The following is a 12,231-nucleotide window of genomic DNA, read 5'->3' on the forward strand; positions in this document are numbered from 1 at the left end:
CGGTAGCCAACGGGCATTTCCTCATCTAGTCTTTAGCGCCCGTGAACCCGGTCGCTGCCATGCGACCGCGATCGCCCCGATACGGAACCCGCTGCCACGGAGACGGTCCCGAGCGACATGAGCAAGCACCTCGTCATCGTAGAGTCGCCCGCCAAGGGCAAGACCATCGAGAAGTATCTCGGCCCGGACTACCAGGTCATGGCCTCCTATGGCCATGTGCGCGACCTGGTGCCCAAGGAGGGCGCGGTGGACCCGGAGAACGGGTTCCGCATGAAGTACGACGTGATCGAGCGCAGCGAGAAACAGATCGAGGCGATCGCCAAGGCGCTGAAGAAATCCGACGACCTGATCCTTGCGACTGACCCTGACCGTGAAGGCGAGGCGATCTCCTGGCATCTCTACGAGGTGTTGCGTGACCGCGGCCTGCTGGACGATCGCGGCGTGCATCGCGTCGTGTTTCACGAGATCACCAAGAAGGCGATCCAGCAGGCGATCGAGGAACCGCGCGACCTGGCCAAGCCACTGATCGATGCCCAGCAGGCGCGCCGCGCGCTGGACTACCTGGTCGGCTTCAACCTCTCCCCGCTGCTGTGGCGCAAGATCAAGCGCGGCCTGTCCGCCGGGCGCGTGCAGAGCCCGGCGCTGCGCATGATCTGCGAGCGCGAGAACGAGATCGAGGCCTTCGTCCCTCGCGAATACTGGACCCTGGATGCGAAGGTCGAGCGCCAGAGCCAGCCGTTCACCGCGCGCCTGACCCACCTGGACGGCAACAAGCTGGACCAGTTCGACCTGAACAGCGCCGAGCTCGCGCACGATGCCCAGAAGCGTCTGACCGACGCCGCGAATGGCGAGCTGCGCGTCGCCAAGGTCGAAAAGAAGCAGCGCCGCCGCAACCCGGCGGCGCCGTTCACCACCTCGACCCTGCAGCAGGAGGCCTCGCGCAAGCTGGGCTTCACCGCATCGCGCACCATGCGCACCGCGCAGCAACTATATGAAGGCATCGATCTGGGATCCGGCGCGATCGGCCTGATCACCTACATGCGTACCGACTCGGTGGCCCTGGCCGGCGAGGCGATCGGCGAGATCCGCGGCCTGATCGAGGAGCGCTACGGGGCCAACAACGTCCCCGACAGCCCGCGCCAGTACAAGACCAAGTCGAAGAACGCGCAGGAGGCCCACGAGGCCATCCGCCCAACCTCTGTGCGCCGTCTGCCGAACGAGGTCCGCGAGCGCCTGAGCAGCGACCAGGCCCGGCTGTACGACCTGATCTGGAAGCGCACCGTCGCCTGCCAGATGATCCACGCGACCTTCGACACCGTGGCCGCCGACCTGGTCCCGGGCGACAGCCAGCACCAGTTCCGCGCCACCGGCTCCACCCTGGTCGACCCCGGCTTCATCGCGGTCTACCAGGAGGGCCGCGACGACGCGCAGGATGACGACGAGGACAAGCGCCTGCCGGAAATGGCCGAGGGCGACACGGTCCAACTCGAAGAGGTCACCGCCGACCAGCACTTCACCGAGCCGCCGCCGCGCTATACCGAGGCCAGCCTGGTGAAGACGCTGGAGGAATACGGCATCGGCCGTCCGTCGACCTACGCCAGCATCATCTCCACGCTGCAGTCACGCGAGTACGTGGAGATGGACGGCAAGCGCTTCATCCCGACCGACACCGGCCGGATCGTGAACAGCTTCCTGACCCAGCACTTCGACCGCTACGTGGACTACGACTTCACCGCGAAGCTCGAGGACGAGCTGGACGCCATCTCGCGCGGCGAGAAGGACTGGGTCCCGGTGCTGGAGGATTTCTGGGGCGACTTCCGCGACCGGGTGAAGGAAAAGGAAGAGAACGTCACCCGCGCCGAGGCCGTGCAGTCACGCGAGCTGGGCCCCGATCCGCAGAGCGGGCGCCCGGTCAGCGTGCGCCTGGGTCGTTTCGGCCCGATCGTGCAGATCGGTACCAAGGACGACGAGGAGAAGCCGCGCTTCGCCGGCCTGCTGCCCGGGCAGAAGATGGACAAGATCACCCTCGACGAGGCGCTGGAGCTGTTCAAGCTGCCGCGCGACCTCGGCGAGACGCCCGAGGGCGAGCCGGTGATGGTGAACATCGGCCGCTTCGGACCGTACGTGAAGTACGGCTCCAAGTACGCCTCCCTCGGCCCGGATGACGACGTCTGGACCATCGAGCTGCCGCGCGCGCTGGAGATCGTCGCCGAGAAGAAGAAAAAGGACGCCGAACGCTTCATCAAGAGCTTCGACGAAGAGGGCATCCAGGTCCTCAACGGCCGCTACGGACCGTATGTGACCGACGGCAACAAGAACGCCAAGATCCCGAAAGAGACCGATCCCAAGTCCCTGACGCTGGACCAGTGCCAGGAACTGATCGCCGCCGCCCCGGAACGCAAGGGCCGTGGGCGCAAGGGGGCGGCCAAGTCGACTGCCAAATCCTCGGCCAAGACCGCCTCCAAATCGGCCTCCAAGTCATCGACCGCGAAGAAGACAACCACGAAAAAGGCGGCCACCACCAAGAAGGCCGCCAGCAAGACCGGCACGAAAAAGACCGCCCCGAAGAAGAGCACGTCGAAGACGAGCACATCGAAGAAGGCTTCGACCGCGAAATCCGGCGATGGCGACAGCCGCCTGAGTGCCCAGCCCTCCGGCGACCGTGGATCCGAATAAGGCCCCACTGCTCAGCACCGAGATCGAACCCGTCGCGCAGTGCGTGCGCGACGGCGGCGTGATCGCCTACCCCACCGAGGCGGTCTTCGGCCTCGGTTGCCGCCCGGATGACCCCCGGGCGATCGATCGCATCCTCGAGATCAAGGGCCGCCCGGCCGCCAAGGGGCTGATCGTGATCACCGACCGGCTGGAGCGCCTCGCGCCCTGGCTGGCGCCGCTACCGGCCGAACGTCGGGCCGAGATCGACGCCAGCTGGCCGGGGCCGACCACCTGGCTGCTGCCCGTCACCGATGCCTGCCCGCCGCTACTGCGCGGTGAACACGACAGCCTCGCGGTACGCGTCACCGCCCATCCGGGGACGCGCGCGCTGTGCGCGGCCGCCGAAAGCGCGCTGGTCTCCACCAGCGCCAACCGTGCGGGCGCGGAGCCCTGCCGCAGCTGGGATTGCGTTGCCTCACAACTCGGGGCCGGCATCGATGCGATCCTGCAGGCAGAATGTGGCGGGCGCACCGCACCCAGCGCGATCCGCGACGCCCGCACCGGGGCCTGGCTCCGGGGCGCGCCGGAACCCGACACCCATACCGACAACTGATCAACCGGGACGCAGCATGAGCCAGGACAACGTCTCCATCGACCGCGTGATCGACTACCTGCAGGGCCTGCAGGACCGCATCTGCCAGGGCCTCGAGGGCCTGGACGGCCAGGCCCGCTTCGAGGAGGACGCCTGGGAACGCCCGGCCGGGGGCGGCGGCCGCACCCGCGTGCTGCGCGAGGGGCAGGTCTTCGAGCAGGCCGGGGTCAACTTCTCCCATGTGATGGGCGACAACCTCCCGGCCTCGGCCACCGCACACCGCCCGGAGATGGCCGGGCGCTCGTTCCAGGCCACCGGCGTGTCGCTGGTGATCCACCCGCACAACCCGTATGTGCCAACCTCGCACGCGAACGTGCGCTTCTTCATCGCGGAGAAGCCCGGCGAGGCGCCGATCTGGTGGTTCGGCGGCGGCTTCGACCTGACCCCCTACTACGGTTTCGACGAGGACTGCATCCACTGGCACCGCACGGCCGAGGCCGCCTGTCGCCCGTTCGGCGAGCACCTCTACCCGGCGCACAAGAAGTGGTGCGACGAGTACTTCCACCTCAAGCACCGCGACGAGCCGCGCGGCGTCGGCGGGCTGTTCTTCGACGACTTCAGCGAGGGCGGCTTCGAGCACGCCTTCGGTTACATGCAGAGCGTCGGCAATGCCTACCTGGATGCCTATGGCCCGATCGTCGAGCGTCGCCATACGACCGAATACGGCGAGCGCGAGCGCCAGTTCCAGCTCTACCGGCGCGGGCGCTATGTCGAGTTCAACCTGGTCTACGACCGCGGTACCCTGTTCGGCCTGCAGTCGGGCGGGCGCACCGAGTCGATCCTGATGTCGCTGCCGCCGCTGGTGCGCTGGGAATACAACTACCAGCCGGAAGCCGGCACGCCCGAGGCCGAACTCTACGAGCGCTATCTGAAGCCGCGCGACTGGCTGACCGAGTCCGCCGGCTGACCCACCAACAAGGACGACCCGCATGACCGCACCGATCGCCCCCTATCCCGCCGGCCGTCCGCGCCGCATGCGCCGCGACGCCTTCTCCCGCCGCCTGATGCGCGAGCATCACCTGCGCGCGGACGACCTGATCCTGCCGGTGTTCGTCACCGAGGGCGAGGGGGTACGCGAGGCGGTGCCGTCGATGCCCGGCGTGGATCGCGTCACCATCGACCTGCTGCTGGAGGAGGCGGCCGCGGCCGTGCGCCTCGGCATCCCGGCACTGGCCCTGTTCCCGGTGGTCCCGGGCGAGAAGAAAAGCCTGGATGCCGCCGAGGCCTGGAACCCCGAGGGCCTGGCCCAGCGCGCGGTACGCGCACTGAAGCAGGCCCACCCCGAGCTCGGCGTGATCACCGACGTCGCCCTGGACCCGTTCACCACCCACGGCCAGGACGGCATCATCGACGACGACGGCTTTGTTGTGAACGACATCACCGTCGAGGCCCTGGTGAAGCAGGCGCTGTCGCATGCCGCGGCCGGCGCCGATGTGGTCGCCCCCTCCGACATGATGGACGGGCGCATCGGCGCGATCCGCACCGCGCTGGAGGACGGCGGGCACGTGCACACGCGCATCCTCGCCTACTCCGCCAAGTACGCCTCGGCCTTCTACGGGCCGTTCCGCGATGCGGTGGGCTCGGCCGGCAATCTGGGCAAGGGTGGCAAGGAGACCTACCAGATGGACCCGGCCAACGGCGACGAGGCCCTGCACGAGGTCGCGCTCGACCTGGCCGAAGGCGCCGACATGGTGATGGTCAAACCGGGGATGCCGTATCTGGACGTGGTCCGCCGCATCCGCGACGCGTTCCAGCGCCCGACCTTCGTCTATCACGTCTCCGGCGAGTACGCGATGCTCAAGGCCGCCGCCGAACGCGGCTGGCTGGACGAGCGCGCCTGCGTGCTGGAGGCCCTGACCGGCATGAAGCGCGCCGGGGCCGACGGCATTCTCACCTACTACGCCCGCACCGTGGCCGAATGGCTGGCGGAGGACGCGGCCCGATGAGCGAGCCGCGCCCAGATCGCTACGCGGTGGTCGGCAACCCGATCCGCCATTCGCTGTCGCCGCGCATCCATGCCCTGTTCGCCGAGCAGACCGGGCAGCACCTGACCTACGAGACCCTGCAGGGCACCCCGGGGCAGTTCGCCGAGGAGGTCTGGGCGTGGTTCTCCTCCGGGTTCCGGGGCCTGAATGTGACCGTCCCGTTCAAGGAAGAGGCGTTTGCCCTGGCCCGTGTCCTCACGGATCGCGCCCGACACGCCGGTGCCGTGAACACCCTGTGGCGCGACGACGAGCGCCGCATCCATGGCGACAACACGGACGGCGTCGGCTTCTGCCGCGACCTCGACCGCCTGAACTTCGACGTGCGCAGCCGCCGCATCCTGATCCTGGGTGCCGGGGGCGCCACCCGTGGCCTGCTGCAGCCACTGCTGGAGGGGGGACCCGAGGCCCTGCTCATCGCCAACCGCACCGTCGCCCGCGCGGAGGGGCTGGTCGAGGCCTTTCGCGATATCGCCCCGGCCACCCGGCTGGCCGCCTGCGGCCTGGACACGCTGCCGCAGGGCCCCTTCGACCTGGTGGTCAACGCCACGGCCACCGGCCTCGGCGAGGACGCGCTGGACCTCCCCGCCCATCTGGTTCAAGCGGACAGCCTGGCCTATGACCTGGTCTACGGGGCCGGCGCCCAGCGCTTCCTTGGCTGGGCCGAGGCGGCGGGGTGCAGCAACGGCAGCGACGGGCTCGGCATGCTGGTGGAACAGGCCGCCGAGGCCTTCGCGATCTGGCGCGGGGTGCACCCCGAAACCGCCCCGGTGCTGCGCGAACTGCGTCACGAAATCGACGGCCAATAGCCCACCCATTCTCCGGATTCATGGACGGTTCACCCGGCTGGCCGCAAGCTGCCCGGTGACAGACCCGCCGCCGTGGCGGACCACCGGATTACGGGAGACGAACCATGCAACGCATCCTCGCCCTGGCCGCCACCAGTGCCCTGGTCCTGGTGATGGGCTGCACCACCACCGATCCATACACCGGGGAAGAACGCGTCTCGCGCGCCACCATCGGGGCCGGCATCGGCGCGGCCACCGGTGCCGTGCTCGGCAGCGTCACCAGCAGCCGCAACCGCACCCAGCGCGCGATGATCGGGGCCGGCATCGGCGCCCTGGCCGGCGGCGCCATCGGCAACTACATGGATCGTCAGGAGGATGCCCTGCGCGAGCAGCTGCGCGGGACCGGCGTCAGCGTGACCCGCGACGGCGACAACATCATCCTCAACATGCCGAGCAACATCACCTTCGATTTCGACCGCAGCGACATCAAGCCGGAATTCCAGGATGTACTGGACTCGGTGGCCCTGGTCCTGGAGGAGTTCGACCAGACCGGCATCGAAGTCGCCGGCCACACCGACAGCACCGGTCGCGTCGAATACAACATGGACCTATCCGAGCGCCGCGCCCAGAGCGTGGGGCAGGCCCTGATCCGCCGCGGTGTGCAGCCGGTGCGCGTGCACACCATCGGCTTCGGACCGCACCAGCCGGTCGCCACCAACGACACCGAGGCGGGCCGCCAGCAGAACCGCCGGGTGGAACTGACCCTGTTCCCGCTGACCGCCGACTGATCGAAACCCGCACGCCGGCACCGCGCCGGGCGCGGTACCGGCGCGCCCAAGGCACCCTCCGCGCTGGACACCCCCACCCCTCCTGCGGCAAAATCCCGAACATTCGCCGCACCGTCATTTTTCGGTGCAATCGCGTCCATTCTCGACAGGATCGCTACCGATTCCCCCTGCCATGGCGTCCATACTGCTGCTCAACGGCCCCAATCTGAACCTGCTGGGACAGCGGGAGCCGGAGCGCTACGGCGCGCAGACCCTGGCGGATATCGAGACCGACCTGAGGGCTCGGGCGGAACAGGCCGACACCTCCTTCGACTGCTTCCAGAGCAACCATGAAGGCGACCTGATCGACCGCATCCATGCCGCCCCCGGCGAGGGCGTGCAACGCATCCTGATCAATCCGGGTGGCCTGACCCACACCAGTGTCAGCCTGCGCGATGCCCTGCTGGGTGTTGCCATCCCGTTCTACGAGATCCATATCAGCAACATCCACGCCCGCGAGCCCTTTCGCCAGACCTCGCGTCTGAGCGATGTCGCCGCCGGTCTGGTCAGTGGCTTCGGCGTCATTGGCTACCGGCTGGCGCTCGATGCGGCGCTCGCGGCTATCAAGGAATAAGAGGCTTCCATGGACATTCGCAAGGTCAAGAAACTGATCGACCTGCTCGACGAGAGCGGCATCCACGAGATCGAGATCCACGAAGGCGAGGAGTCGGTCCGCATCACCCGCTCGGCCAGCGGCACCGCCGTCGCCGCACCGGCCCCGGCCCCTCTGCCCGCCGCGGCACCGGCACCAGCCGGCGCACCGCCCGCAGCCGCCCCGGCCGACGCGGCGGACGCGACCCCGGAGATGGACGGTCACCGGGTCACCGCCCCCATGGTCGGCACCTTCTACCGCGCACCCAGCCCGGGCTCGAAGCCGTTCGTCGAGGTCGGGCAGACCGTGGAGGTCGGCGAGACCCTGTGCATCATCGAGGCGATGAAGATGCTCAACCCGATCGAGGCCGACCAGGCGGGGACGGTCCGCGACATCCTGGTCGAGAACGGCAACCCGGTGGAATACGGCCAGCCGCTGTTCATCATCGGCTGAACCCTCCGATTCCCTGCCAACAGGTCCGAGCATGTTTGAAAAGATTCTGATCGCCAACCGCGGCGAGATCGCCCTGCGGGTCCTGCGCGCCTGCCGCGAGATGGGTATCGCCACCGTCGCCGCACACTCCAGCGCCGATCGCGACCTGAAGCATGTCCGCCTGGCGGACGAATCCGTCTGCATCGGGCCCGCGGCCTCCGGCGAGAGCTACCTGAACATCCCCGCGTTGATCGCCGCGGCCGAAGTCACCGATGCCGGCGCGATCCACCCCGGCTACGGCTTCCTGTCGGAGAACGCGGACTTCGCCGAGCGGGTGGAGTCCTCCGGCTTCTCCTTCATCGGTCCGCGCGCCGAGACCATCCGCCTGATGGGCGACAAGGTCTCCGCCAAGCAGGCAATGCTGGAGGCCAACGTGCCCTGCGTACCCGGCTCCGGCGGCGCCCTGGGCGACGACCCGGACACCAACCTGGCCCTGGCGCGCGAGATCGGCTACCCGGTCATCATCAAGGCCGCCGCCGGTGGCGGCGGTCGCGGCATGCGCGTGGTGCATACCGAGGGCGCGCTGCTGAACGCGATCTCGCTGACCCGCAACGAGGCCCAGCAGGGCTTCGGCAACGACACCCTGTATATGGAGAAATACCTGGAACACCCGCGCCACGTGGAGTTCCAGATCCTGGCCGACACCCACGGCAACGCCGTATGCCTGGGCGAGCGCGACTGCTCCATGCAGCGCCGCCACCAGAAGGTAATCGAGGAGGCCCCGGCCCCCGGCATCAGCGACGAACAGCGCCAGACCATGGCGGAACGCCTGATCCGCGCCTGCCAGGACATCGGCTACCGCGGCGCCGGCACCTTCGAGTTCCTGTACGAGAACGGGGCGTTCTACTTCATCGAGATGAATACCCGCCTGCAGGTCGAACACACGGTCACCGAGCAGGTCACCGGCATCGACCTGGTGCGCGAGCAGATCCGCATCGCCGCCGGCGAACCGCTGGGCTACACCCAGGACGATGTGCACATCAGCGGCCATGCGATCGAGTGCCGCATCAATGCCGAAGACCCCGGCACCTTCATGCCCAGCCCCGGGACTATCCAGCAGTACCACGCCCCGGGCGGGCCGGGCATCCGCATGGATACCCACATCTACAACGGGTACGCCGTGCCGCCCTACTACGACTCGATGATCGGCAAGCTGATCGCCCACGGGAACAGCCGCGAGATCGCGCTGGCCCGCATGCGCGGGGCCCTGGGCGAGATCGTGGTAGACGGCATCCAGACCAACGTCGCCCTGCATCACGACCTGATGATCGACGCCAATTTCCAGCGCGGCGAGACCGACATCCACTACCTCGAGAAGAAGCTGAAGGCACAGGCCTGAGCCCTTTCCGCAACCACCAGAGCCTGACGCCATGAGCCTTGCCGAACTCGAATGCCAGATCAGCCCGGAACAGGCCGAGCCGCTGGAGGACACGCTGTTTGAACTCGGCGCGGTCAGCGTCGAGTTGTTCGATGCCGCCGACGAGCCGCTGTTCGAGCCTCCTCTCGGCACCCATCCGCTGTGGTCCACTGTGCGCCTGAAGGCCGTATTCCCGGACACCACCCAGGCGGATCTCGCGGCCGCCGCGCTGGAGCGCCAGGCGCAGGCCCCCGAGGCGATCCAGGTGCAGCCCATCGAGGACCAGGACTGGGTGCGCGCCGGCCTCGACGGCCTCGGCGCCATTCACTGCGGCAGTTCGCTGTGGATCGTGCCGTCCTGGGAGGACGAGCCGGCCATCGAGGAGGGCACCTTCGTGCGCCTGGACCCCGGCCTCGCCTTCGGCACCGGCAACCACCCGACGACCGCGATGTGCCTGGCCGCGCTGGCCCAACAGCCGCCGCGAGATCAGGAGGTGCTGGACTACGGCTGTGGCTCCGGCATCCTCGCCATCGCGGCCCTGAAGCTGGGCGCCCGTCATGCGCTGGGCATCGACATCGACGAGCAGGCGGTGCAGGCCACGCGCAGCAATGCCGATGCCAACGCCATCCCGCCCGAACGACTGGAAACCGGCCTGACCGACCACCCGGTCCCCGCGGCGGAATACGATCTGGTGCTGGCCAACATCCTGGCCAAGCCGCTGATCGACCTGGCCCCGGAGCTCGCGCGGGCCGCGAAACCCGGCGCGCGTATCCTGCTGGCCGGTCTGCTGGAACGCCAGGCGGACGAGGTCATCGCGGCCTATTACGATGCCTTTGACATTGGCGTCGAGGACTGCCGCGAAGGCTGGGCCCTGCTCGGCGGGCGCCGGCGCTAGGGAAACACTGATCAATGTACACACTCGCGTTGGCACCCCAGGTTTTCCGAGACAAGGCGCGTCGTGCAGCGGGTAGTGGTTCTACCCGCAAGCGGCGCAACGCAGGATCGGGGAACAGGGGGTGCCAACCCCACAAGCCATTGAAAGCAGGGGCTCGGCCGCTTTTGCGCGCGCACAGCGTTGCGGCTCCCTTGTGCAGAATGACTGCACGGCAGTCACCGCGCCTTGTTCGCACGCAAAAGCGACTCGAGCGCGAATGTGTACATTGATCAGTGTTTCCCTAGGAACACGCCAACCCATGGGCATCGTCGCGCCGGTACCGTCCTTCTCGCTCGACCGGACGCAGCTACGGCCATCCGGACGCTGACATGCTCGCCCGCTGCCCGCAATGCGGCGTCACCCACGCCCTCGCCCGCGGGTCCAAGATCCGCCAGCGGCGGGTGCACTGCACCCACTGCGGCGCCGAGTTCGATCTGTTCCCGGCCCTCGAGATCGGCGGCGCCGGCGAACGCGTCCTGGGGGAGGGGCTCCTTCCCGCGCAGCCCGCTCGCACCCCCGCGATCGAGAGTGCGCCGGTCATCGCCACCGCCATCGACATCGAACGCCACCCGGGCCCTCTGGACCTGGCCGCCCCCGCCCGACGCCGTGTCTGGCCAGGGGTGTTCGTGGCCGCCGGCCTGAGCGTTCTGCTGGGCGCACAACTGCTGGCCTTCCCGCCCGTGGCACCGGGTCATAACCATTACCTGGACCAGACTCGCGCCCAGCTGTGCGCCACCCTCCCCTGCCCGGTCTGGAACCCGCTGCGCGCGCCCGAGCGCATCCGGGTATCGACACCGGACTTCTTCGCCAGTATCGATGGCACATTGCACGTCCAGTTCCAGCTGGAAAGCCCGGTGCGGCAGGCCTGGCCCGTCCTCGACATCCATCTGAGCGACCAGCTGGACACGCGCCATGGCGCTCTGCGCCTAACCCCGAACGACTACACCGACGCGGACGCCCCGATGCCCCCCCACAAACCCGCCACCCTGCGCCTGAGCCTCGCCAGCCCCCATGCCCGCATCACGGGCATCCAGATCCAGCCCCGCTGACCTATGCCCGACACCCCCGACCCGCAACTCGTTCAAGCGGCGCAGGATCGCCTAGCGCGAGATCCGGGGCGCATTGTCAGCCTGGATTTCTGCGGAGCACGCTACGTCATCAAGCGGGTACGCGAGAAGGCGCGCAGCCGTCACCAGCAATGGGCCATCCGGGTACTTTGCCGTACCTTCTTCCCATTCCTGACGGCGCCGGGCAACGCCCCGCCACGCGATGGCTGGTACGAGATGGAGCGCGTTCGGGCACTCCAGACGCTGGGGCAACCGGTTCCACAGGTGGTCGCGCAATTGCCGGACGCGGTGATGTACAGCCATTGCGGCGAGAATGTCGAGCACACGCTTCGGGAACAGGACCCGGCGGCCCGCCGCGCCACACTCGAGGCAGTGACACGCAATCTCGCTACTTTTCATCGCGCCGGCTGCTGGCACGGCGGCGCCCAGTTGCGCAACGTACTGTTCGATGGCCAGCACTTCTATCGCGTGGACTTCGAGGAGGACCTTGACCGGGTCCTGTCACTGGAATTGGCCCAGGTCTACGACCTGTTCCAGCACCTGGCGGATGCCACCACCTGGGCCGCGGGAGACGACACCGCCGAGTCTCTGGGGCGCGACCTGCTGGTCCTGTACCAGGCCGAACACTGGAGCCCGCGGCACACCCGGGCCCTGCGCGGCGTGGCCCGGCTTCTGGCCCCGTTCCGCTGGCTGGGGCCGTGGCTGGACAACGCCCGTAGCCGCGACGTCCGACGCAGCGTGGCGATGGCCCGCGTGACCCGAGAGGGCATACGCCGAGGGCCAAGGAAACACTGATCCATCTACACGCTCGCAATAGCCTTGAGGCAGGGAGTGCGGATATCAATCCGTGTTTCCCTGGAACGGGAAATGCGAGCACGCTGACCA

12 protein-coding genes are annotated in these 12,231 nt (G+C 68.3%); all 12 read left to right on the forward strand.

Annotated elements, in window-relative coordinates:
- Positions 1–117 precede the first annotated feature (117 nt).
- The 12 genes from F793_RS0104260 (at position 118) to F793_RS0104315 (ending at position 12,141) form a co-directional block, all read left to right on the forward strand.
- Complete coding sequence (locus tag F793_RS0104260) at positions 118–2,676, forward strand: DNA topoisomerase I (RefSeq protein ID WP_018882556.1); 2,559 nt, start codon at positions 118–120, stop codon at positions 2,674–2,676.
- Positions 2,663–3,268 (forward strand): L-threonylcarbamoyladenylate synthase, encoded by a 606-nt coding sequence (locus F793_RS0104265; RefSeq protein WP_018878615.1) that lies wholly within the window; start codon positions 2,663–2,665, stop codon positions 3,266–3,268. The genes F793_RS0104260 and F793_RS0104265 overlap by 14 nt, the downstream gene beginning before the upstream one ends.
- A gap of 16 nt (positions 3,269–3,284) precedes the next feature.
- On the forward strand, positions 3,285–4,214 hold the full coding sequence (hemF, locus tag F793_RS0104270; RefSeq protein WP_018882555.1) for an oxygen-dependent coproporphyrinogen oxidase: 930 nt from the start codon (positions 3,285–3,287) through the stop codon (positions 4,212–4,214).
- A gap of 22 nt (positions 4,215–4,236) precedes the next feature.
- Entirely contained in the window at positions 4,237–5,253 is a 1,017-nt protein-coding gene (gene hemB, locus F793_RS0104275; RefSeq protein WP_018882554.1) for a porphobilinogen synthase, read from the forward strand.
- Positions 5,250–6,098, forward strand: a complete 849-nt coding sequence (gene aroE / locus F793_RS0104280) for a shikimate dehydrogenase (protein ID WP_018882553.1) — start codon at positions 5,250–5,252, stop codon at positions 6,096–6,098. Before hemB ends, aroE begins: the two co-directional genes overlap by 4 nt.
- Positions 6,099–6,202: 104 nt before the next feature.
- On the forward strand, positions 6,203–6,865 hold the full coding sequence (locus F793_RS0104285; RefSeq protein ID WP_018865467.1) for an OmpA family protein: 663 nt from the start codon (positions 6,203–6,205) through the stop codon (positions 6,863–6,865).
- 172 nt (positions 6,866–7,037) lie between these two features.
- Positions 7,038–7,478, forward strand: a complete 441-nt coding sequence (gene aroQ, locus F793_RS0104290; protein ID WP_018865466.1) for a type II 3-dehydroquinate dehydratase — start codon at positions 7,038–7,040, stop codon at positions 7,476–7,478.
- 9 nt (positions 7,479–7,487) lie between these two features.
- Positions 7,488–7,949: an acetyl-CoA carboxylase biotin carboxyl carrier protein gene (accB, locus tag F793_RS0104295; RefSeq protein ID WP_018865465.1), complete on the forward strand. Its 462-nt coding sequence runs from the start codon at positions 7,488–7,490 to the stop codon at positions 7,947–7,949.
- A gap of 31 nt (positions 7,950–7,980) precedes the next feature.
- Positions 7,981–9,327 (forward strand): acetyl-CoA carboxylase biotin carboxylase subunit, encoded by a 1,347-nt coding sequence (gene accC / locus F793_RS0104300; protein ID WP_017942601.1) that lies wholly within the window; start codon positions 7,981–7,983, stop codon positions 9,325–9,327.
- 31 nt (positions 9,328–9,358) lie between these two features.
- Positions 9,359–10,240 (forward strand): 50S ribosomal protein L11 methyltransferase, encoded by an 882-nt coding sequence (gene prmA / locus F793_RS0104305; RefSeq protein WP_018882552.1) that lies wholly within the window; start codon positions 9,359–9,361, stop codon positions 10,238–10,240.
- Positions 10,241–10,608: 368 nt separating this feature from the next.
- Entirely contained in the window at positions 10,609–11,328 is a 720-nt protein-coding gene (locus F793_RS0104310) for a DUF3426 domain-containing protein (RefSeq protein ID WP_018882551.1), read from the forward strand.
- Between the two features lie 3 nt (positions 11,329–11,331).
- Entirely contained in the window at positions 11,332–12,141 is an 810-nt protein-coding gene (locus tag F793_RS0104315; protein ID WP_018882550.1) for a hypothetical protein, read from the forward strand.
- Positions 12,142–12,231 lie beyond the last annotated feature (90 nt).

This window comes from Thioalkalivibrio sp. ALE22 (assembly GCF_000381445.1).
GTDB lineage: Bacteria > Pseudomonadota > Gammaproteobacteria > Ectothiorhodospirales > Ectothiorhodospiraceae > Thioalkalivibrio.